Source organism: Corynebacterium sp. 335C (genome assembly GCF_053525695.1).
The window spans coordinates 1,506,916-1,528,117 of the sequence record NZ_JASTTB010000001.1; the positions used below are offsets into that span (position 1 = coordinate 1,506,916).

General features: G+C 75.7%; 16 protein-coding genes, 1 pseudogene and 1 riboswitch. Of the genes and pseudogenes, 5 read left to right on the top strand and 12 right to left on the bottom strand.

The window, feature by feature from the left end; translation table 11 throughout:
• Positions 1 to 124: 124 nt before the first annotated feature.
• Both QQS41_RS06550 and QQS41_RS06555 read left to right on the top strand, forming a co-directional pair.
• Positions 125 to 313 (top strand): annotated as a pseudogene (locus QQS41_RS06550) (glutamine amidotransferase-related protein); the annotation flags it as partial.
• Between the two features lie 146 nt (positions 314 to 459).
• A complete protein-coding gene (locus QQS41_RS06555; protein WP_448851832.1) occupies positions 460 to 1,869 on the top strand; it encodes an LssY C-terminal domain-containing protein in 1,410 nt (469 codons plus the stop codon).
• Positions 1,870 to 1,917: 48 nt separating this feature from the next.
• On the opposite strand, the gene QQS41_RS06560 is transcribed toward QQS41_RS06555, so the two are convergent.
• Both QQS41_RS06560 and QQS41_RS06565 read right to left on the bottom strand, forming a co-directional pair.
• Complete coding sequence (locus QQS41_RS06560) at positions 1,918 to 2,655, bottom strand: alpha-ketoglutarate-dependent dioxygenase AlkB (RefSeq protein WP_448851833.1); 738 nt, start codon at positions 2,653 to 2,655, stop codon at positions 1,918 to 1,920.
• Positions 2,652 to 3,173, bottom strand: a complete 522-nt coding sequence (locus tag QQS41_RS06565; RefSeq protein WP_448851834.1) for a methylated-DNA--[protein]-cysteine S-methyltransferase — start codon at positions 3,171 to 3,173, stop codon at positions 2,652 to 2,654. The genes QQS41_RS06560 and QQS41_RS06565 overlap by 4 nt, the downstream gene beginning before the upstream one ends.
• A gap of 84 nt (positions 3,174 to 3,257) precedes the next feature.
• Between QQS41_RS06565 and QQS41_RS06570 the strand changes: the two genes are divergently transcribed.
• Positions 3,258 to 4,181, top strand: coding sequence for a ketopantoate reductase family protein (locus QQS41_RS06570; protein ID WP_448851835.1), 924 nt, complete (start codon positions 3,258 to 3,260; stop codon positions 4,179 to 4,181).
• Positions 4,182 to 4,247: 66 nt separating this feature from the next.
• Here the strand turns inward: QQS41_RS06570 and trhA are convergent, their stop codons facing one another.
• The 5 genes from trhA to QQS41_RS06595 all read right to left on the bottom strand — a co-directional run bounded on the left by trhA (position 4,248) and on the right by QQS41_RS06595 (position 9,115).
• The gene (gene trhA / locus QQS41_RS06575) at positions 4,248 to 4,985 is read right to left on the bottom strand and encodes a PAQR family membrane homeostasis protein TrhA (protein WP_448851836.1); all 738 of its coding nucleotides are present in this window, start codon (positions 4,983 to 4,985) and stop codon (positions 4,248 to 4,250) included.
• Positions 4,986 to 5,010: 25 nt separating this feature from the next.
• Positions 5,011 to 5,745, bottom strand: a complete 735-nt coding sequence (gene ygiD, locus QQS41_RS06580) for a 4,5-DOPA-extradiol-dioxygenase (RefSeq protein WP_448851837.1) — start codon at positions 5,743 to 5,745, stop codon at positions 5,011 to 5,013.
• A gap of 94 nt (positions 5,746 to 5,839) precedes the next feature.
• Positions 5,840 to 6,775 carry an alpha/beta hydrolase family protein gene (locus QQS41_RS06585; RefSeq protein ID WP_448851838.1) on the bottom strand — a complete coding sequence of 312 codons (936 nt, stop codon included), beginning with the start codon at positions 6,773 to 6,775 and terminating at the stop codon, positions 5,840 to 5,842.
• A 333-nt stretch (positions 6,776 to 7,108) separates the two neighbouring features.
• Positions 7,109 to 8,002: a cation diffusion facilitator family transporter gene (locus QQS41_RS06590; RefSeq protein WP_448851839.1), complete on the bottom strand. Its 894-nt coding sequence runs from the start codon at positions 8,000 to 8,002 to the stop codon at positions 7,109 to 7,111.
• 282 nt (positions 8,003 to 8,284) lie between these two features.
• The gene (locus QQS41_RS06595) at positions 8,285 to 9,115 is read right to left on the bottom strand and encodes an amidohydrolase family protein (RefSeq protein WP_448851840.1); all 831 of its coding nucleotides are present in this window, start codon (positions 9,113 to 9,115) and stop codon (positions 8,285 to 8,287) included.
• A gap of 66 nt (positions 9,116 to 9,181) precedes the next feature.
• Here QQS41_RS06595 and hrpB point away from each other — a divergent pair, with 66 nt between their 5' ends.
• Positions 9,182 to 11,770: an ATP-dependent helicase HrpB gene (hrpB, locus tag QQS41_RS06600; protein ID WP_448851841.1), complete on the top strand. Its 2,589-nt coding sequence runs from the start codon at positions 9,182 to 9,184 to the stop codon at positions 11,768 to 11,770.
• Positions 11,771 to 11,879: 109 nt separating this feature from the next.
• On the opposite strand, the gene exaC is transcribed toward hrpB, so the two are convergent.
• From exaC to QQS41_RS06625, 5 genes are all read right to left on the bottom strand, one after another.
• Entirely contained in the window at positions 11,880 to 13,400 is a 1,521-nt protein-coding gene (gene exaC / locus QQS41_RS06605) for an acetaldehyde dehydrogenase ExaC (protein WP_448851842.1), read from the bottom strand.
• Between the two features lie 383 nt (positions 13,401 to 13,783).
• Positions 13,784 to 14,167, bottom strand: a complete 384-nt coding sequence (gcvH, locus tag QQS41_RS06610; protein WP_448851843.1) for a glycine cleavage system protein GcvH — start codon at positions 14,165 to 14,167, stop codon at positions 13,784 to 13,786.
• A 187-nt stretch (positions 14,168 to 14,354) separates the two neighbouring features.
• Positions 14,355 to 15,512, bottom strand: a complete 1,158-nt coding sequence (gene gcvT, locus QQS41_RS06615; protein ID WP_448851844.1) for a glycine cleavage system aminomethyltransferase GcvT — start codon at positions 15,510 to 15,512, stop codon at positions 14,355 to 14,357.
• 4 nt (positions 15,513 to 15,516) lie between these two features.
• Complete coding sequence (gene gcvP / locus QQS41_RS06620) at positions 15,517 to 18,528, bottom strand: aminomethyl-transferring glycine dehydrogenase (RefSeq protein WP_448851845.1); 3,012 nt, start codon at positions 18,526 to 18,528, stop codon at positions 15,517 to 15,519.
• 178 nt (positions 18,529 to 18,706) lie between these two features.
• Positions 18,707 to 18,797: riboswitch (glycine riboswitch) on the bottom strand.
• Positions 18,798 to 19,114: 317 nt separating this feature from the next.
• The gene (locus QQS41_RS06625; protein WP_448851846.1) at positions 19,115 to 20,374 is read right to left on the bottom strand and encodes a glycosyltransferase 87 family protein; all 1,260 of its coding nucleotides are present in this window, start codon (positions 20,372 to 20,374) and stop codon (positions 19,115 to 19,117) included.
• A 37-nt stretch (positions 20,375 to 20,411) separates the two neighbouring features.
• Between QQS41_RS06625 and QQS41_RS06630 the strand changes: the two genes are divergently transcribed.
• A complete protein-coding gene (locus tag QQS41_RS06630; RefSeq protein ID WP_448851847.1) occupies positions 20,412 to 21,173 on the top strand; it encodes a YggS family pyridoxal phosphate-dependent enzyme in 762 nt (253 codons plus the stop codon).
• The last annotated feature ends 29 nt before the right edge of the window (positions 21,174 to 21,202 follow it).

Below are 21,202 nucleotides of genomic sequence, written 5' to 3' on the forward strand. Positions count from 1 at the left end.
CGGCGCATGCGGCGTGCGCCGCAGCCGGGTCGCGGGTTGCGCGTGACGACGTCCGCCGACCCGGCCCCGCGCCCCGGACTTCGGCGGATCCGGGCGAACCCGCCCGGCGGCGGCCGCGGATCCGGATCTGCTGGTGGTGCTGGGCGGGCCGGTCGGCGTGCACGACGCCCCGGCGTACCCGTGGCTGGACGACGAGCTGGCGGCGGTGCGCGATCGCCTGGACCGCGGCCGGCCGCTGCTGGGCGTGTGCCTGGGCGCGCAGCTCATCGCCCGCGCCGCCGGCGGCGACGTGGAGCCGGCCGGGGACCGGCCGAAGGAGATCGGGTACTTCCCCGTCGACCTGGTGGCGGAGGGGCCGGACGCGGGCGGCGCGGATGCGGGATCGAGCGGGGTACCGCCGCGTCGGCCGGGCGGGCGCCGCGAACCGCCGCGGCGCCGGCGCCGATTAGGATCGCGGGCATGGCCAGGGGCGCCTCCGCGCGGGTGCGGGACAGCAGGATCCGGCCGCGGCTGCGCGGCGGGCGGGTCGACGCCGCCTTCTCCGTCATCGGGGGCCTGGGGGCGGCGTGGTTCACGCTCCTGCTGCTGTTCAACTCCTTCACCTCGCCGAAGCTGCTGGTGCTGCTCATCCCGTTCTGGGCGGTGACGGCGTACCTGACGCTGCCGCGGCTGCACCGCATCCTCACGGCGGTGTACGTGCCGGACTACTTCATCGGCCGCACCCGCACCTCGGAGGGGATGCTCGGCGACCCCGTGAACCTGGCGGCCGACGGCACGGCGGCGCAGATCCACGCGGCGATGACCGCCGCCGGATGGAAGCTGGCGGACGACGTGACGTTCGCGTCGTCGGTGCGGATCATCGTCGCGTCGGTGCTGCGCCGGTCGTACCCGGAGGCGCCGGTGAGCCCGCTGATGCTGTTCGGCCGCCGCCAGCAGCTGGCGTACCAGCAGGAGGTGGAGGGCGATCCGCGGCAGCGCCACCACGTGCGGTTCTGGCGGTGCCCGGACGACTGGCCGCTGCCGGGCGGGCGGCGGGTCGGCTGGCTGGGGGCGGGCAGCTTCGACACGGCGGTGGGGCTCAGCCTGTTCACGCTGCAGTTCACGCACCGCATCGACGCGGACATCGACGTTGAGCGCGACCACATCGTCGGCACCGTCACCGCCGCCGACCCGGCGGTGCAGGTGGAGGTGCTGGAGGACTTCTCCACCGGCTACCACCACCGCAACGGCGGCGGGGACCTGGTGCGCACCGACGGCGACCTGCCGGTGCTCGACCTGACCGCCGTCGACGCGGAGGTGCTGCAGGAGCTGCCGCACCAGGTGGTGCGGGCGGCGCACGGCTACGCCATCCCGGACGGGCCGGCGGCCTCCCCGGACCCGGGGTTCGAGGAGGAGCTGGAGACCACCGTCGCCGGCTCCACGGTGCGGCGGCCCCGGTCGCTGTCGCTGGCGATGTCGATGCTGGTGGCCTCGGTGCTGGCGCAGGTGGCGGTCATCGTGGCGGCGCTGGCGTCGCACCGCCCGGCGACGCTGGAGGTCATCGGCCTGCCGGGCATCACGCTGGCCGGCGGGTTCGAGGGGCTGGCGCCGTGGCTGCTGGCGGCGGGCACGACGGCGATGGCGGTGCTGGCGCTGCTGACGTGGGTCGGCTTCCAGGTCCCGCGCACGCTGCTGATGCTTCTGGTCACGGTGGTGCTGGCGCTGAAGCTCGTCGACGATCACATCCCGGAGGTCGGGGTGCTCACCATCCACCTGCTCATCACGGCGGTGGATCTGGTGGCGCTGCTGGCGCTGTCGTCGACGGAGGTGCGCATCTGGTCGCGGCGCGGCAGGCCGTCGTGGGGCGCGATCACGCAGTGGATCCGCTGACGCGCACCGGGTCGTCGCGTGACGACGGCGCGGGGCGCCGCCGGCGCCTCACCGCCGCACCTGGCGGACGGTGACGTTCAGGCGGCCGCCGAGGCCGATGCCGGCGGGCCCGGTGCCCGGCAGGACCTTCGGCACGCCGTGCGGCATGGCGCGGGCGGGGCCGCCGAAGACCAGCACGTCGCCCGACAGCAGCTGGAGGCGGTGCCAGACCGGCTCCGCGGCGTCGGTGCCTTCTACGGGCGCGCCGTGTTCCTCCCCCGCCGAGCCACCGTACCGTTCCTCCGCGAAGCGACCGTGCCGTTCCTCCGCGAACCTGAACACCGCCGAGTCGCCGAGGGAGATGCTGACGACGGGCGCGTCCGCCTCCTCGTCGGCATCCCGGTGCACGCCCATCGCCGCGCCGGGGCCGTAGAAGTTCACCAGCGCCGCGTCCGGCCGGATGTCCCCCACCGACGGGTCGACGTCGCGGGCGGCCGCCGCGGCGCCCGACGCCAGGTCCGCCAGCCAGCCGGGCAGGGGCGGCACCTCGGCGCCGTTCACGTCGACGGCCCGCCGGTGGTAGCCGTACGGGCGGGCGCACCAGTGCCAGCCGAGCGACAGCGCCGACACGCTCATCGCCCCGCCGGCGGTGACGGGCCGGCGGTACGGCACCGGCCCGAGGCCGAGCTCCCGGCACTCCGCGACGATGCGGGCCTGCTCCCCCACCGGAATGCGCCCCGGCAGGTGGACCACGCCCGGGGCGGGGTTGGCGGGCGGCCGCGGCAGATCGTCGAAGAGGACGCTCACGGCTCCCGCCCCTCCGCGGCGAGCAGAGCGCGCTTCATCGCCGGGCCGCCGCCGAAGGCGCCGACGGCCCCGGAGGCCGGCAGCACCCGGTGGCACGGGATGATGAGCGGCACCGGGTTGGTCGCGCACGCCGACCCGGCCGCCCGGGCGGCGCGCGGGGAGCCGGCGCGGGCGGCGAGCTCCCCGTAGCTCACCGTCGACCCCCACGGCACCTCCCGCAGGGCCGCCAGCGTCCGCAGCCGGAACGGCGCCCCGCCCGGATCGGATCCGGCGGCGGCGCGGGAGGCGTCGTCAAGCCCCGGCACGTCGAGCGGAACCCCGAACGACCGGCGCTCCCCCGCGAACCATTCGCGCAGCTCCGACAGGGCGCGCTCCAGCATCGCGGCGGCCTCCGGCGACGCGTCGTCCGCCCCGTGCGCGCCCGCCGCGGAGCCGGTCAGCTCGATGACGGAGACGCCGCGGGCGGTGGCGGCGACGCCGAGGTCGCCGACCGGGGTGGGCAGCATCGCGTGGGCCATGCCGTCAGGGTAGCCGCGGCCAATCCGGGGCCCGCGTCCGGCAACCCGGCCCGCGGCGGGCGGCGGCGGGGCACAATCGGGCCCATGACCGACGACGCCCGCACCCCGTCCACCACCTCCCCCGCCCGCGTGGCGGTCCTCGGCGCCGGCGGCGTCGGGGGCGTCCTCGCCGGGCTGCTCGCCCGCGCCGGCCACGACGTCACCGTCGTCGCCTCCGAGCGGTCGGCGGAGGCGCTCGCCGCCCGCGACGGCCGCCTCACCGTCGCGTCGGGGGCGCTGGGGGACGCGGATGAGCGGGTCCGCGTCGTCACGCGGCTCGACCGCGACGTCGACCTGACCCTGGTGACCGTGAAGCACACCGGCATGCCGGACGCGCTGGACCGCATCCCCGCGGAGCTCGCGGGCACGGTCGTGCCGTTCCTCAACGGCGTCGAGCACGTCGCCGTGCTGCGGGAACGCTACGGCGACGACCGCGTTCCCGCCGCGACCGTGCAGGTGGAGGCCACCCGCGTCGGCGACGGCGAGTTCGAGCACACCTCGACGTTCCTGCGCATCTCCCTGTCCGACCACCCGGCGGCCGAGGCGGCGGCGGAGGTGCTGCGCGACTGCGCCACGGAGGTGAACGTCGGCGGCGGCGACGGCGAGGTGATGTGGAACAAGCTCGCGCTGCTGGCGCCGATGGCGCTGCTGACCGGCGGCCTGGACGCCACGATGGGCGACGTCCTGGAGGACCACCGCGACGTCTACGACGCGGCGGTCGACGAGTCCGCCGCCATCGCCGCCGCGGAGGGCGCGACCAACGGCCGCGAGGGCATCGACGCGGTGATGACGGCGTTCCCGGCGGCGGGCACGACCTCGCTGGCCCGCGACCTGGACGCGGGCCGGCCGACGGAGGCCGACGCCATCGCCGGCGCCGTCATCCGCGCCGGCCGCGCCCACGGCCTGCCGACGGCGACGCTGGAGGGGCTGCTGGAGCGCGTCCGCGACCGCGAGGCCGCGGGAAGGTAGGGGCGTCTACGCGCCCCGCGGCGGCCCGCTCCCCCGCGCCGCCGCTCCCCCGGGCGAACGCCCGCCCTACGCCGTCTGCGGCACCACGACGACGAGCCAGATGGCGACGTGGTGCAGCACCGCGGCGACGATGGTCGCGGCGTGGAAGACCTCGTGGAACCCGAACCACCGCTCCGACGGGTTCGGCCATTTGAGGCCGTAGACGACGGCGCCGAGGCTGTAGACCACGCCGCCGGCGGCCAGCAGGACGGTGACGGCGGGACCGGCGCCGGTCCACAGCGCCGGGGCCTCCCAGATGATGAGCCAGCCGAGGAAGAGGTAGACGACGACGTCGAGCCATCTCGGGTGGCCGATCCAGAACATGTTGAGCGCCACCGCGGCCAGCGCGAACGCCCAGCACAGGGCGAGGATCACCGCCGCGGTGCCGGGGTCGAGCGCCACGGCGACGACGGGCCCGTAGGTGCCGGCGATGAACACGGCGATCATGGCGTGGTCGGCGCGGCGCCAGCGGCGCACGGCGGCCATGCTGCGCCACCGGCCGCGGTGGTACAGGGCGGAGACGGCCATCGCGCCGACGAGGCAGGCGACGTACAGGGCAGTCAGCCACGTCGCGGCGCCGATGCCGTGGCGGACGGCGGCGACGGCGATGAGCGCGCACCCGGATCCGGCGAAGGCCCAGGCCGCGCGGGCGTGGAGCGTGCCGCGCAGCAGCGGCCGGGGCCCGCGGTCGACGGGCCGGGGGCGGCTGCGGGGCGCGCGGTGGCGGCGTCCGCCCTCGGCGGCGCGGGGCGTGGTGCGGTTCATGCCGCGCATCCTACGCTGCCGTAGGTTACGCCGCGCGGGTTAACGCGTGACGACGATCCCCGCCCCGCCGCGGGGCCCCGGGGCCGCGGCGGGCCCCGTCGTCATGCGACCGGCGCACGCGGGCGGTGAGGCGGGAGACGTCGCCGGGGCGGGTGGAGAAGATCTCCTTCGCGTCGGCGTCGAAGCGGTCGGCCCAGTCGTAGCCGCGGCCCGGGGCGCGCCAGTCGACGGCGCGGAGGTTGTGGACGATGTTGCCGGAGCCGATGACGAGCACGCCGGAGTCGCGGAGCTTCGCCAGCTTCGCGCCGATGCCGACGTGGGCGTCCAGCGGCTTCGTCGCGTCGACGGAGACCTGCACGACCGGGATGTCGGCGTGCGGGAACAGGTGCAGCAGCACGGACCAGGCGCCGTGGTCGAAGCCCCACTGCTCGCGGTCCTCGCCGACCCACTGCGGCTTGACCGCCTCGGCGACCTCGCGGGCCAGGTCCGGGGAGCCGGGGGCGCCGTAGCTCTGCGCGAACAGCTCGTCGGGGAAGCCCCAGAAGTCGTGGATGGTCCGCGGGTCGCGCATGGCGGTGACCATCGTGGCGCCAGCGCACCAGTGCGCAGAGACGACGACGATGCCGCGGGGCGGGGTGCGGCGCAGGCGCTCGCCGAGGGAGGCCCACGCGCGGGAGTGGGCGTTGTCCTCGATGGCGTTCATCGGGGAGCCGTGGCCGAGGAACAGGAGCGGCTGCTTGTTGGTTGACGTATCACACATGTTGGCCATACATGGCGTGACACGTCAACCTATCGGCGCCGGATCGCCCGGCCGACCTGCGCCGCAGCGGGTTCCGGGCCGCGCGCGGCGGGCGCTACTTGCCCTCGAACCAGTCGACGAAGCCGTCGAACAGCGCCTCGTTGCCGGCGGCGAGCACGCCGGCGTGGCCCAGCTCGCCGTCGCCCGGCTCCAGGACGCGCTTCTCGACGGACGCGCCGAACATGCGGTCGGTGATCTCGTCGGAGCCGCGCTGGTTGCACCACTCGTCGTCGAGGATGCGCACGGACAGGTAGCGGCCGTTGGCGCGGGCGTAGCGGGCGGCGAAGTCGTGCTCGGAGTCGCCGAAGAAGTAGTCGCGGTTGCGGGCCCAGCGCGCCCACTGGCGGACGACGCCGACCGGCGGCTCGACCTCGAAGCCGAACGGCTGGCGCGGGATGCGGCCCATCGTCTCGGCGGTGACCGGGCAGACGACGGTCAGCAGGGAGAACAGCTTCGCCCGGTTGGCCAGGCCGCTGATGGCGCGCAGGCCGCGGGTGCCGACGCCGAGCAGCACGGCGCCGTCGTACAGGCCCTCGGAGCCGGCCCAGATGACGCCGTGGCCGCCGGTGCCGTGGCCCAGCGCGTAGGCGGGGACGTCCGGGAAGTGCTCGCGGGCCCACTCCATGACGCCGGGGGCGTCCTGGGTGATCCAGTCCGTCATGGACATCGTGTCGTTGCGGCGGTCGGACTCCAGGCCGGAGCGCTCCATGCCGCGGTAGCAGTACGTGACGACGGCGTAGCCGCGCTCCGTGAAGCGCTTCGCCATCGGCTCGTAGGTCTTCTCCGAGCGGCCGGTGCCGCCGTGGATGGTGATGACGCCGCGGACGTCGGCGGGGTTCTCCTCCGGGCGCCACAGGGTGCCGCGCAGCAGCAGGCCGTCGCCGCGGGCGGGCAGGATGACGGAGCGCCGCGGCCGCGGGCTCCGGTCCATCGGGTCGTTCACGGGACGGGCGGTGCCCCGCACGTCGTCGGTCGTCGCATCTCCGGCCACGGTCGCCTCCGGTTCCTTCGTCGTGTTCGCTTCGTCCCGCTGCTCGCGGTGGCCGCGGTCGCCGTCCACCCGGGATCGGCCCGCGGCCCGTCGGGCACATCGTATGCCCCTGTGATCGCGGTCACCCGCACCGCCCCCGGAATCGCGCCCGTTCACCCCCTTTTGGTACGCCGTTTTCCACCGAAACGGAAAGGATCGGGGGCGCGGCCCCCGGACGCGGGGTCCCCCGAGGAGGGGGCCGTCGTCACGCGGACGCGGAAACCCGCGCCGACCAGCGACCCGCACGCGCACCGCGGGCCGCACCGGGCCCGCGGCGCGCACCCCGCCGCGGGCTCACAGGTGCACGTCGCCGTAGGCGCGCTCGTCCTCGATGGGCTCCAGGTGCGTGGCCAGGTGCACGCCGGGGAACCGCTCGCGCAGCTCGTCCTCCATGGCGGTGAGCACCTCGTGGCCGTGCTCGACGCTCCACGCGCCCGGCACGAGGACGTGGAACTCGATGAACTTCTGGGAGCCGGCGACGCGGGTGCGGATCTCGTGGACGTCGACGCCGGCGGCCGGGTCGCGGTGGCGCTCCAGGATGCGGTCGACGTCGACGCGGTCGTGGCCCTCCATGGCCGCGTCCATGAGGCCGGCGCCGGACTCCTTCACCAGCGACCAGCCGGCCCACAGGATGTTCACCGCGACCAGCAGGGCGACCACCGGGTCGAGCCACTGCCAGCCCGTGATCGCCACCAGCGCGATGCCGACGACGACGCCCACGGAGGTCCACACGTCGGTGAGCAGGTGCTTCCCGTCGGCGCGCAGCGTGATGGAGTCGTGCCGGCGCCCGGCGCGGATGAGCACGAGCGCCACGGCGCCGTTGATGAGCGACGCGATGACGGAGATGACCAGGCCGAGCCCGACCTCCTCCACCGGCGCCGGGTTGACCAGGCGCTCGAAGGAGGTGACGACGATGAAGCCGGCGGCGATGAAGATCATCGCGCCCTCGATGCCCGCGGAGAAGTACTCGGCCTTCGCGTGGCCGTACTCGTGGCCCTCGTCGGCGGGCTTCATCACCAGGTTGAGGACGATGAGCGCCACGACGGCGGCGACGAGGTTGACCGACGACTCCGCCGCGTCGGCCAGCAGGCCGACGGAGCCGGTGACGACGTAGGCCCCCGACTTCAGCAGGATGGTCACGATGGCCGCCGCGACGGACAGCCACGCGTACTTGGTCAGATCGCGCATGCCCCGCATTTAACCCCGCCCCCACGGGTTCCACAAAGGCGTTGCGGATGCGCAAAACCACCTTCGGACCTGCGTAAACATCGGTTTCAGGGGTCCGCGGGGCGGGGTTGCGCGGGTGCGTGCGCGCCGCGTCCGCGGGTCCGTCCGCGGGGCGCGCGGTGGTGCGTGACGACGGTTCCCGCGCGGCGTCCGCGCCCGCCGCCCGGCGCGGCGGGCGGCACGGCGGGGTGCGCGGCCCGGGGACGGACGCGCGCGGCGACCCGCGCGGCGCGGGCCGCGTCGTCAGGAGAAGTCGTGGAACGCGAAGGCGTTGGCGTGCATGACGCGCGGCATCTCCCAGTCGCCGAGGACGTCGAGCAGCACGTCGACGTCGCCGGCGTTGAGGCGCCGGTACGAGCGGGAGCCCGGCAGGTCCGTGCCGAACATGAGCGCCGCCGGGTTGGCCTCGTGGACCCGCCGCAGGGCGTCGGCGACGGGGAAGTCGACGCGGCTGAAGCCGGTGGCCTTCACGCCCGCGCCGGCGGCGGCGAGGTCCACCAGCCGGTCGACGCCGGCGCCGCTCATGCCCATGTGATCGACGGCGACGTGGACGCCGTCGCGGGCCAGGCGGCCGACGGCGTCGGCGACGTCGGGGCGCTCCGCGATGTCGGCGGCGACGTGGACGGCCCAGCCGGCCTCGTCGTGGACGCGGCGGGCCAGCGCCTCGACGTCGTCGCCGGTCACGTCGGCGTCCCGGTCGCGCAGCAGGTTGAAGCGGATGCCGCGGATGCCGTCGGCGTGCAGGCGGGCGATGCGGTCTCCGCCCAGGTCGGCGCGGTGGGCGATGACGCCGATGAAGTTGCGGCCGCCGCGCAGCGCGGCGCCCCGGTCGGAGGTGGCGTCCTCGAGCTCCGCCAGCGCCTCGGCGAGGGTCTCCTCCCGGGTGTCGCGGCTGCCCCCGACGACGACGCCGCCGGCGACCCGGCTCCACCTCCCCGAGGCCGCAAAGCGGTCGATCGCGCGCAGGTACCTGTCGACCGTGAAGGGCCGCGGACCGTCGGGCGCGTCGGATCGCAGATCGCGCGGGGCGATGATGTGGAAATGGGCGTCGATGATGTCCATGTCCGTATCCACGGTAGCCAACCTCCCCTCCCCGGCCGCACACCCGGGGTCCCCCGCCGGGCTGGCAGGATGGCGCCCATGACCGACGACGCGCCCTTCGACATCGCCGCCATCGGGGCCGGCCTACCCTTCGCCGCGGCCGCCGCCGACCTGGCCGCGGCCGTGGAGGGCACGGGCCTGGCCGTCATCCAGGCCCCGCCCGGCACGGGCAAGACGACGGTCGCCCCGCCCGTCGTCGCCGCGGCCGTCGCGGCGCGGGCGGCGGCCGGCGCCGGGGAGCCCGGCCGCGTCGTCGTCACCGCCCCGCGCCGCGTCGCCGTGCGCGCCGCGGCCCGCCGGCTGGCGCAGCTGGCGGGCGTGCGCCTCGGCGAGGAGGTCGGCTACGCGGTCCGGGGCGACGCGCGGGTGTCGGAGCGGACGCTGGTGGAGTTCTGCACCCCGGGCGTGCTGCTGCGCCGGCTGCTGCGCGACGCGGAGCTGCCCGGCGTCGCCGCCGTCGTCCTCGACGAGGTCCACGAGCGCAACCTCGACACCGATCTCGCGCTGGGCATGCTGCGCGACCTGCGGGATCTGCGGGAGGACCTGGTGCTGGCGGCGATGTCCGCCACCGTCGACGCCCCGCGCTTCGCCCGCCTGCTGGGCGATGACGCCGCGCCCGCCCCCGTCGTCGACGTCCCCTCGGTGCTCCACCCCCTCGAGATCCGCCACCGCCCCGCACCGGGGCCGCGGCTCGGCGCCCGCGGGGTGGAGCCGGCGTTCCTCGACCACGTCGCCGCACAGGCGGCGGACCTGTCGGCGGAGCTCGCGGCGGGCGACGGCGGCGACGTGCTCGTCTTCGTCCCCGGCGTCCGGGAGGTCGACCACGTCGCCGCGGCGGCCCGCGCCCGCGCGCACGGCGCCGCCGAGGTGCTGCCCCTGCACGGCCGGCTGGAGGCCGCCGACCAGGACCGCGTCGTCGCCGGCCGCGACCGCACGCCGGGGGTGCCGCGCATCATCGTGTCCACCGCCGTCGCCGAGTCCTCCCTGACCGTGCCCGGCGTCCGCGGCGTCGTCGACGCCTGCCTCGCCCGCGGCCCCCGCCTCGACGCGGCCCGCGGCATGAGCGGCCTGGTCACCACCTCCTGCGCGAAATCGTCGGCCGACCAGCGCGCCGGCCGCGCCGCGCGCCTCGGGCCCGGCGTCGCGGTGCGCTGCATCGCCGAGGGCGAGTGGGCGGGCCTCGACGCGTGGCCGGCGCCGGAGATCGCGGTCGCCGACCTGACGCCCGCCGCACTGGATCTGGCGGCGTGGGGCACCCCGGGCGGCGAGGGGCTGCGGCTGCCCGACGCCCCGCCGGCCCGGCATCTCGCGGCGGCGCACGCGACGCTGCGCGCCCTCGGTGCGCTTGACGACGGCGACCAGGTCACCGATCTCGGCCGCCGCCTGGCGTCCCTGCCGGTCGACCCGCGCCTGGGGCGCGCGCTGCTGGCCGCGGCCCCGGTGGTCGGCGCGCGGGCGGCGGCGGACGCGGTGGCGCTGCTGGGCGACGAGCCGCGCGGCGACGTCACCCGGGCGCGGCCGACCGGGCCCGCCCGGAGCGAGGCCGACCGGCTGCGGCGGCTGCTGGAGCGGGCCGGCGGGGACGGGGGCGCGGGCGGCGAGGGCTCGGATGGCCCGGCCGGCGGCCACCCCTCCCCCGGCGTCGCCCCGGTGGCCCTCGTCGCGGCGCTGGCCTGGCCGGACCGCATCGCCCGCCGCCGCGCGGACGGCTCGGACGAGTACCTCACCGTCGCCGGCACCGCCGCCACCGCGCCCGCGGAGCTGCGCGGCCACGAGTGGCTGGCGGTGGCGGAGGTCTCCCGCGCCGCGGGCCGGGCCGCGGGCCGGGCCGGGGCCGTCGTCCGCGCCGCGGCGCCCGTCGACCGGGACGTCGCCGAATGGGCCGCCGCCCCGGCGCTGCGGGAGGACCGCGACGTGCGATTCACCGGGCGCCTCGGCTCCGGCCGCGTCACCGCCCGGCGGGTGGAGCGCCTCGGCGCCATCGAGCTGGGCTCCCACCCCCTGCGCCCGGAGGGCGCCGACTGCCGCGACGCGGTGCTGGCGGCGATCGCCGCGGACCGGGAGGTCGTCACGCTCACGGACGACGCGCGGGCGCTGACCCGCCGCCTCGCGCTGCTGCACCGCACGCTCGGCGACCCGTGGCCCGACGTCTCCGCGGACGCGCTGGCGGCGCGGGCGGAGGAGCTGCTCATGGGCGCGCTCGACCGGCCGGACCCGGGGCCCGTCGACGTCGACCGGCTGCGCGCCATCCTGCCGTGGCCGGAGGCCGGGCGGCTCGACGAGCTGGCGCCGGAGCGCATCGCCGTCGCCTCCGGCAACTCCCACCGCGTGGAGTACCCGGAGCCCGGCGCGGACGGCCCGCCGGTGCTGGCCGTGAAGCTGCAGGAGTGCTTCGGCATGGCGGAGACCCCGGCGGTGGCGGGCGGGGCGGAGCCGGTGCTCATGCACCTGCTGTCCCCCGCCGGCCGGCCGCTGGCGGTCACCGCCGACCTGCCGGGCTTCTGGGACGGCGCCTACGCGCAGGTCCGGGCCGAGATGCGCGGCCGCTACCCGAAGCACCCGTGGCCGGAGGACCCGTGGGCGGCGCCGGCGACGGCGCGGACGTCGCGGGCGGCGCGGCGGGGATAGGACGCCGCCCGGCGCGGCCCCGCTCGTCCGGCCCCGCCGCTCCCCCGCGCATGCGGCGGCCCCGCCTCCCCCTGCGGGGACGGCGGGGCCGCGCGAAACCCGGGACGGGTCAGAACAGGCCGGTGGCCTGGCCGGAGTAGGAGACGAGCATGCACTTCGTCTGCTGGTAGTGCTCCATCATCATGAGGTGGTTCTCGCGGCCGATGCCGGACTCCTTGTAGCCGCCGAACGCCGCGTGCGCGGGGTACTGGTGGTAGTTGTTCACCCACACGCGGCCGGCCTGGATGGCGCGGCCGGCGCGGTAGGCGACGGAGCCGTTGCGGGACCACACGCCGGCGCCGAGGCCGTAGATGGTGTCGTTGGCGATCTCCATGGCCTCGTCGAAGTCGCGGAACGTCGTCACCGCCAGGACCGGGCCGAAGATCTCCTCGCGGAAGCACTGCATGGAGTTGTCGCCCTTGAAGATGGTCGGCTCGATGTAGAAGCCGTCCTCCAGGCCGTCGAGGCTGGCGACGTTGCCGCCGGTGAGCACCTCGGCGCCCTCGGCCGGGCCGGACTTCAGGTAGCCGGTGATCTTGTCCATCTGCTCCTGCGACGCCTGGGCGCCCATCTGCACGTCGGTGTCCAGCGGGTTGCCGCGCTTCAGGGACTCGACGCGGGCGACGGCGCGCTTGAGGAACTCGTCGGCGATGTCCTCGTGGATGAGGGCGCGGGACGGGCAGGTGCACACCTCGCCCTGGTTGAGGGCGAACATGGCGAGGCCCTCGACGCACTTGTCCAGGAACTCGTCGTCGTGGTCCATGATGTCCGGGAAGAACACGGACGGGGACTTGCCGCCGAGCTCCAGGGTGACCGGCAGGACGCGGTCGGAGACGGCGGAGTGGATGATCTTGCCGACGGCGGTGGAGCCGGTGAACGCGATCTTCGACACGCGGTGCGAGGCGGTGAGCGCCGCGCCGGCCTCGCCGCCGAGGCCGTTGACGATGTTGAGGACGCCGTCGGGCAGCAGGTCCTGGATGATCTCCACGAGGTAGAGCAGCGAGGCCGGCGTCTGCTCGGCGGGCTTCAGTACGATGCAGTTGCCGGCGGCCAGGGCCGGGGCGATCTTCCACGCCGCCATGAGGATGGGGAAGTTCCACGGGATGATCTGGCCGACGACGCCGAGCGGCTCGTTGAAGTGGTACGCGACCGTGTCGTCGTCGATCTGGGAGATGCGGCCCTCCTGGGTGCGCACGACGCCGGCGAAGTAGCGGAAGTGGTCGACCGCCAGGGGCAGGTCGGCGGCGAGGGTCTCGCGCACGGCCTTGCCGTTGTCCCAGGTCTCGGCGACGGCGATCTCCTCGAGGTGCTCCTCGATGCGGTCGGCGATGCGGTGCAGGATGAGGGCGCGCTCGGCGGCGGCCATGCGGCCCCAGGCGTCCTTCGCGGCGTGCGCGGCGTCGAGGGCGAGCTCGATGTCGGCGGCCTTGCCGCGCGCGACCTTCGTGAACACCTCGCCGGTGACGGGCGTGACGACGTCGAGGTACTCCCCGTCCACCGGCGGCACCCACTTGCCGCCGATGAAGTTGTCGTACCGGTCGCGGTAGGTGACGATGCTGCCCTCGGTGCCCGGGTTCGCGTAGACGGTCACTGGCGTGCTCCCTTCGTGGCCGGGCGCGCCCGCGCCCGGGTCGGTTCGGACCTCCCGTCCGGGAGGGTGCCACCGACCGTAACCGCGTCATGAAGTGGCGTCAATCACATTCGCATGCAAATGCTTTCATGCGTTCATGTGCGCCGCTCCCGCACGTGTAACGCCGTTTCGCGTGACGACGGACACCGCCCCGGCGACCGCTCCCCCACGCCCGCGGCGGCTCCTCCCCGGCCGGCGCGTCAGCGCGCGCCCGGTCCTCCCGGCGGGTCCGACCGCCGCCCGCGCGCGCCGCGCGCACGACGACGGCGCCCGCCCCGGGGATCGGGGCGGGCGCCGGAGCGGGTGCCGTCGCAAAGCAGATGCGGGCGACGGCGGCGGGGACGCTACTTGTTGTCGTCCTCGTAGGCGGCGGCGTCCATGAGGTCGCCGACCTCGGTGACGCGGACCTCGTAGATCCAGCCCTCGCCGTACGGGTCGGAGTTGATGATGCCGGCGTCGTCGGCCAGGTCCTCGTTGACGGCGGTGATCTCGCCGGAGACCGGGGCGTAGATGTCGGAGACGGTCTTCGTCGACTCGACCTCGCCGCACGGCTCGCCGGCCTCGGTCTCGTCGCCGACCTCGGGCAGCTCGACGTAGACGATCTCGCCGAGCGCCTCGGCGGCGATGTGCGTGATGCCGACGCGGACGACGTCGCCCTCGTTGACGTCGGACGAATTCACCCACTCGTGCTCGGCGGAGTACAGGTAATCGGCGGGAAGGGCGGTCATGGGGGTGTCCTCCTGGGTGACGGTGGCCGCCGGGCGGCCGGGGGAAACGGGATGACGGGGGTCGATTATGCGCGCGGCGCGGGCCGCGTGCGCGGGAAACGCCGGGACGGGGGCGGGTGATGCGGGAGCCGGCCGGGACCGGGCGGCGGGGATGCCGCCGGCCGGGGCCGGCCGCGCGACCGCCCGGTCAGCGGGAGCGGCGGTAGAACGGCGTCTCGACGACGCGGAACGCCAGGCGCTTGCCGCGCACGTCCACCTCCACGTCGGCGCCGGGCGCGAGCGGCCCGCCCTCGGCGGCGGCGGAGGCCTCCACGGACGCCAGGGCAATGGGGTGGCCGAGGGTCGGCGACAGCACGCCGGAGGTCACCTCGCCGACCGGGGCGTCCTCGCCCGGCAGGTGCACGGCGTAGCCCTCGCGGGCGGCGCGGCGGCCCTCGCCGGCCAGGCCGACGAGCGCCCGGCGCGGGCCCTCCTCCTTCGCGGCGAGGATGGCGTCGCGGCCCACGAACTCCTCCTTGGACTTCGTGGCGGCCAGGACGCCCAGGCCGGCGTCGACCGGCGTGATGTCCCGCGTGAGCTCGTAGCCGTACAGCGGCATGCCGGCCTCCAGGCGCAGCGTGTCGCGGCAGGCCAGGCCGCACGGCACGGCCGGGCCGCCGTTGGCCTCGGCGGCCGCGGCGACGGCGTCCCACACCGACTCGGCGGAGCCGGCCGGGCAGAACAGCTCGAAGCCGTCCTCGCCGGTGTAGCCGGTGCGGGCGACCAGCACGGCGACGTCGGCGACCTCCGCCGGCAGGCACGCGTAGTAGCCCAGGGCGCGCACGCCGTCGGCCGCGTCCCCGCCGACGGCGGCGACGATGTCCTCCGCCCGCGGGCCCTGCACGGCGATGAGCGCCGTGTCGCGGGTCTCGTCGGCGAGCTCCACGTCGAAGCCCTCCGCCCGCTCGCGCAGCTCCGCGACCACGGTCGGGGCGTTCGCGGCGTTGGGCACGACGAGGAACTCCTCGTCGCCCAGGCGGTAGGTGATGAGGTCGTCGATGACGCCGCCGTCCGGCGCGCAGATCATCGAGTACTTCGCCTTGCCGACAGCGATGGCCGACAGGCGGGAGATGAGCGCGTGGTCCAGGAACGCCGCGGCGTCCGGGCCGGTGACGCGGACCTCGCCCATGTGGGACAGGTCGAACACGCCGGCGTCGGTGCGCACGGCGGCGTGCTCCTCGAGCTCCTTGCCGTAGCGCAGCGGCATCTCCCAGCCGCCGAAGCCGGTGAAGCGGGCGCCGAGGCGCTCGTGGACGGGGTGCAGGGGGCTGCGCAGCAGCTCCGCGGTCTCGTTGGCGTCGGTCATGGGGTCACTCCTCGGTCTCGTCGCCGGCGCCGCCGGCGGTGATGTCGAACGCCTCGATGGGCGGGCACGAGCAGACCAGGTTGCGGTCGCCGTGGGCGTTGTCGATGCGGCGCACCGGCGGGAAGTACTTGTCGCGGCGCAGCGACGGCACCGGGAACGCGGCCTGCTCGCGGGTGAAGCGGCCGCGGCCGACGGCCTCGTCGAAGTCGTCGCGCAGCACGGACTCCACGGTGAACGGGGCGGCGCGCAGCACCGACTCCTCCACCGGCACGTCGCCGGCGATGACGGCGTCGATCTCGGCGCGGATGGTGCGCATCGCCTCGATGAAGCGGTCCAGCTCCGCCTTGTCCTCCGACTCCGTCGGCTCCGTCATCAGCGTGCCCGCCACCGGGAACGCCAGGGTCGGGGCGTGGAAGCCGAAGTCCATGAGGCGCTTGGTGACGTCCTCCGCGGTGACGCCCGACTGCTTCGTCAGCTCCCGCAGGTCCAGGATGCACTCGTGGGCGACCAGGCCGTTCTCGCCGACGTAGAGCGTCGGGAACGCGTCGGCCAGCTCGTGGGAGACGTAGTTGGCGGTCAGCAGCGCCATCTCGGAGGCGGCGGTCAGGCCCTCGTCGCCCATCGCGGCGATGTACGCCCAGGAGATGGGCAGCACGCCGGCGGAGCCGAAGCGGGCCGCGGACACGGCGCCGGCGCCGTAGCCGTCGGCGGCCGACGGGTCGTCGTCGAGCGCGTCACCCGGCAGGAACGGGGCGAGGTGCTCCTTCACGCACACCGGGCCGACGCCCGGGCCGCCGCCGCCGTGCGGGATGGTGAACGTCTTGTGCAGGTTCAGGTGGCTGACGTCGCCGCCGAAGGAGCCCGGGCGCGCCAGGCCCACCAGGGCGTTGAGGTTCGCGCCGTCGATGTACACCTGGCCGCCGGCGGCGTGGACCTTGTCGCACACCTCGCGGACCTGCGGCTCGAACACGCCGTGGGTCGACGGGTAGGTGATCATGATGCCGGCGACGCGGTCGCCGTGCTCCGCCAGCTTCGCGTCCAGGTCCGCGACGTCGACGGAGCCGTCGTCCGCGTTGGCGACGGCGATGACGCGCAGGCCCGCCAGCGCCGCGGAGGCGGCGTTCGTGCCGTGCGCCGACGCCGGGATGAGCACGAGGTCGCGGTCGTGGTCGTCGCGGGACTCGTGGTAGCGGCGGATGGCCAGCAGGCCGGCGAACTCGCCCTGCGAGCCGGCGTTCGGCTGCACCGACACCCGGTCGTAGCCGGTGATGAGCGCCAGGCGCTGCTCCAGGTCGGCGATGAGGTCGAGCCAGCCGCGCGCCTGGTCGTCCGGCACGTGCGGGTGGACGCCCGCGAAGCCCGGCCAGGTGATGGCCTCCATCGACGCCGCGGCGTTGAGCTTCATGGTGCAGGAGCCCAGCGGGATCATCGTGCGGTCCAGCGCCAGGTCGCGGTCCATCAGGCGGCGGAGGTAGCGCATCATCTGCGTCTCCGAGCGCACCGAGGAGAAGATCGGGTGGGTCAGGATGTCGTCGGAGCGCAGCAGGCCGGCCAGCGGGCCGTCCGCCGGGTCCGGGACCTCCGCGACGGCGGCGCCGCCGTCGGCCGGGGCGCCCGCCGCGTCCGCGTCGGCCTTCGCCGGGGCCGCGCCGGCGGCCTCCGCCAGGATGGCGGCGATCTCGTCGACGTCGGCGTCGGTGGCGGACTCGCCGACGGACACGCCGACGGCGCCGCCGCCGAGGCGGCGGAGGTTGTAGCCCGCGTCGCAGGCGGCGTCGATCGCGGCGTCGGCCGCGGCCTCGCCGCCGAGCTCCGCGGTGACGGTGTCGAAGACGGACGCGGTGCGCGTGGCGACGCCCGCCTCGGCCAGGGCGGCCGCCAGGCGGCGGGCGCGGCCGTGGACGGCGGAGGCGATCTCGCGCAGGCCGGCCGGTCCGTGCCACACGGCGTACAGGCCGGCGCACATGGCCAGCAGCGCCTGGGCGGTGCAGATGTTCGAGGTCGCGCGGTCGCGGCGGATGTGCTGCTCGCGGGTCTGCAGCGCCAGGCGGTAGGCCGGGGCGCCGTCGGCGTCGACGGACACGCCCACCAGGCGGCCGGGCAGCTTGCGCTGCAGCGACTCGGTGCAGGCGATGAACGCGGCGTGCGGGCCGCCGTAGAACAGCGGCACGCCGAAGCGCTGGGCGGAGCCGACGGCGATGTCGGCGCCCGCGTCGCCCGGCGCGGCCAGCAGCACCTGGGCCAGCGGGTCGCAGTCGACGGTGACCAGGCCGCCGGCGTCCCTCACCGCGGCGATGATCGGGTCGACGTCGCGGACGCGGCCGTCGGTGGTCGGGTTGGCGACGACCGCGCCGACCACGGCGGCGCCGCCCGCCGCCTCGGAGGCGGCGGCGACGGCGGCGGCCGGGTCGGAGTCCTCGATGGCGGCGACGTGCAGCGGGATGCCGGCGGCGCGGGCGCGGGCCCGGGTGACGGCGACGACCTGCGGGTGCAGCTCCGCGTCCAGCAGGACGGCGCCGCCCTTCTTCGCGGCCTTCGCGTTGCCGCGGGCCATCATCTGCACGGCCTCGGCGACCGCCGTCGCCTCGTCCAGCAGGGACGCGCCGGCCACCGGCAGGCCGGTGAGGTCGGAGACCATCGTCTGGAAGTTCAGCAGCAGCTCGAGGCGGCCCTGGGAGATCTCCGGCTGGTACGGCGTGTAGGCCGTGTACCAGCCCGGGTTCTCCACCAGGTTGCGGCGGATGACGGCCGGGGTGACCGTGTCGTGGTAGCCGGCGCCGATGAACTGCTTCTTCACGACGTTGCGGTCGGCGAAGCCGCGCAGCGCCGCCAGCACCGCCGTCTCGTCGAGCGCCGGCGGCAGGCCGATGGGCCCGTCCTGGGCGATGGAGGCCGGCAGGGCCGCGGCGGCCAGCTCGGAGACCGAGCCGTGGCCCAGCCTCTCCAGCATGGCGGCGGCGTCGCCGTCGTCGGGTCCGATGTGGCGGTGGGGGAACGCGTCGTGCGGTGTGGCCATGGGGCGGGTCTCCTGCGGGGCGGGATCGGTGCGGACGCCGCGCGGGCTTCGCGCGGCCTCCCCGCTCTGTCAGGGTGCCTGAGAGCTTCGGCGGGCGGCCGGGGCCGTCGCGCCTTTCCCCGTCGGCGGCGCGCCCGCCCCGGTGCGTGCCGGGGCCGCGCGCTCTTTCCAGAGGTGCCTCGCCGATGCGGTGCTGGTGCCTGAGAGAGTCCCGGGGAGGGGTTGCCCCTACGGCGGCCGGGCGGGCCGGCCTCTCCCGCATCGGCTGCGGGCGGCTATTGGGTTGTGATGCACAACATAGGCGACGCGCGGCGCCGCCCGGCGCGTTTCCACCCCCTTTTTCCCCCGCGGACGCCGCACGCCGGGCGGGGATTCACGTCCCGGAAACACGCGGCACGTGACGACGGGGCGATCCGCGGCCTCCCCCGCGGACGCGGCGGGGCGTCCCGCGGGCGGCCCGCGGCCGTCCTTCCGCCGCACCCCCGCCGCACTCCCGCCCGAGCCCCCGCAGACGCGACGGGGCGCCGCCGGCCCCCGGCCGACGGCGCCCCGCCATGCGCGTCCCGTCGTCACGCGGACGCCGCGCCTACGCGCGCGCGGCCTCCGGCGCGGACGGCGACCCGGCGCCGTCGTCACGCGGCTCCCCCTCGCGCCACGCCTCGCGGGGCGCGTGCCCGCGGATGGCGGCCGCGGCGAGGACCACGAACACCAGCAGGCCGACGAGGCCGTGGAGGTTGCCCAGCAGCCACAGCTCCGGACGGCCCGTCGCCCACTGCGTCGGCGGGCCCATCGCGTCCGGCGCGAACAGCGTGTACGGCGACAGCGTCAGCGCCGCCCACAGCGCCACCGCCAGGCCCATCGCCCACGGCGCCCGCAGCGTCAGCAGCAGCGGCAGGCCGAGCACCACGATGGACCAGTGGTGGCTCACCGTGTACGGGCCGATGGCGCACACCGCCAGCGCCACCGTCAGCAGCGCCAGCACCGGGCGGCCGGCCTTCTCCAGCTTCCACGCGGCCACGCCCGCCGCGACCGCGCCGGCCACGAACGCGGCGTAGATGAGGACCTGCAGCAGCGCGCCCTCGACGCCCGCGCGGGCCAGCAGGCCCGACAGCGCCTGGTTCGCCTCGTACGCCGCGTCGCCGCCGCGGTTGGTGGCGAAGAACTCGTCGGTCCAGAAGTACAGCGACTCCTGCGGGCGGATGATCGCGCCGATCACGACGGTGACGACGAACCAGCCGAACGACCGCGCCACGTCGCCCCACCGGCCGCGCACCAGGAAGATCAGCGCGTACGCCGCGGGCGTGATCTTGATGCCCGCCGCGACGCCGATGCCCAGGCCCCGCAGCTGCCGCGGCAGGAAGCCCAGCACGTCGGCGACGATGAGCAGCGCCAGGAACACGTTGATCTGGCCGAAGCTCACGTTCTCCGTGATCGGGTCGATGCGCAGCGCCAGGCCCAGCAGCAGCGCCGCCCAGCCCCACGCCTGCGGCACCCGCAGCCGGCGCAGCACCATGAACAGGATGAGGTAGACCGCCGCGATGGTCGACAGCGTCCACAGCACCTGCAGCGTCACCGGCCCCGCCCACGTCATCGGGGCGAAGAGCAGCGCGGCGAACGGCGGGTAGATGAACCGGTAGCCCGAGCGCGTCGGGAAGTCGTCCGAGTACAGGTCCTGGCCGCGGCGCAGCGCCCAGCCGGCGTCCTGGAACACCTCGACGTCCATCATGTAGTAGGTGAACGCCTGGTGGACGAACTGGGCGACCATGACGGCGCTGAACAGGCCCAGCACGCCGTACAGGAGGCGCCGACGGCCAGCGGGCAGATCCCGGATCCAATCGAGCAGCATGGGATGACCGTACCGCGCGGGCGGTTACCCTCGGGTCATGAGCGCCTCCGACGTCCGCACCCGCCTCGACGGCATCCTCGGCCGCATCGCCGACGCCGCCCGCTCCGCCGGCCGCGATCCCGGCGAGGTGCGGCTGCTGCCGGTGTCGAAGGTCTTCCCCGCCGACGTCGTCATGGAGGCGTGGACCGTGCTGGCCGACGCCGGATGCGACACGCTGGCGGAGAACCGCGTGCAGGAGGCCTCCGGCAAGTCCGCGGAGATCGCCCCGCTGTGCGACGCCGTCGGCGTGGCGGCCCCGCGATGGGCGGTCATCGGGCCGCTGCAGACGAACAAGGCCGGGCAGCTCGTGGAGTTCGCCGACGAGTTCCAGGCGCTCGACCGGCCGAAGGTCGCCGCGGCGCTGCAGCGCCGGCTGGAGGCGGCCGACCGGGAGCTGGACGTGCTCGTGCAGGTGAACACGTCCGGCGAGGGCCAGAAGTCGGGCGTCGACCCGGCGGAGCTGGAGGCGTTCGTCGCGCGGTTCGGTCCCGGCGGCGACTGGCCGCGGCTGCGGCTGCGGGGCCTGATGACCATGGCGATGCGCGCCGACGGCACCGGCGCCGGCGACGCCGCCGTCCGCGGCTGCTTCGCCCGGCTGCGTGAGCTGCGCGACGATTTGCGCGACGCGGGCCTGCCCGAGGGCGTGTCCCTCGACGAGCTGTCCATGGGCATGTCCGGCGACTTCGAGGCCGCCATCGCCGAGGGCGCCACGACGGTGCGCGTCGGCCAGGCGATCTTCGGGCCGCGCCCGGCGCGGTAGGGGCCGCGCGTCCCCGGGTCGCGGGTGCT

What these genes read in the sequence shown, in the direction of transcription:
- ygiD (WP_448851837.1), bottom strand. Translation starts at nt 5,745, where the DNA reads ATGTGTGATACGTCAACCAACAAGCAGCCGCTCCTGTTCCTCGGCCAC.
- QQS41_RS06630 (WP_448851847.1), top strand. Translation starts at nt 20,412, where the DNA reads ATGAGCGCCTCCGACGTCCGCACCCGCCTCGACGGCATCCTCGGCCGC.
- QQS41_RS06570 (WP_448851835.1), top strand. Translation starts at nt 3,258, where the DNA reads ATGACCGACGACGCCCGCACCCCGTCCACCACCTCCCCCGCCCGCGTG.
- trhA (WP_448851836.1), bottom strand. Translation starts at nt 4,985, where the DNA reads ATGAACCGCACCACGCCCCGCGCCGCCGAGGGCGGACGCCGCCACCGC.
- gcvT (WP_448851844.1), bottom strand. Translation starts at nt 15,512, where the DNA reads ATGACCGACGCCAACGAGACCGCGGAGCTGCTGCGCAGCCCCCTGCAC.
- QQS41_RS06565 (WP_448851834.1), bottom strand. Translation starts at nt 3,173, where the DNA reads ATGGCCCACGCGATGCTGCCCACCCCGGTCGGCGACCTCGGCGTCGCC.
- hrpB (WP_448851841.1), top strand. Translation starts at nt 9,182, where the DNA reads ATGACCGACGACGCGCCCTTCGACATCGCCGCCATCGGGGCCGGCCTA.
- gcvP (WP_448851845.1), bottom strand. Translation starts at nt 18,528, where the DNA reads ATGGCCACACCGCACGACGCGTTCCCCCACCGCCACATCGGACCCGAC.
- QQS41_RS06590 (WP_448851839.1), bottom strand. Translation starts at nt 8,002, where the DNA reads ATGCGCGATCTGACCAAGTACGCGTGGCTGTCCGTCGCGGCGGCCATC.
- gcvH (WP_448851843.1), bottom strand. Translation starts at nt 14,167, where the DNA reads ATGACCGCCCTTCCCGCCGATTACCTGTACTCCGCCGAGCACGAGTGG.
- QQS41_RS06555 (WP_448851832.1), top strand. Translation starts at nt 460, where the DNA reads ATGGCCAGGGGCGCCTCCGCGCGGGTGCGGGACAGCAGGATCCGGCCG.
- QQS41_RS06625 (WP_448851846.1), bottom strand. Translation starts at nt 20,374, where the DNA reads ATGCTGCTCGATTGGATCCGGGATCTGCCCGCTGGCCGTCGGCGCCTC.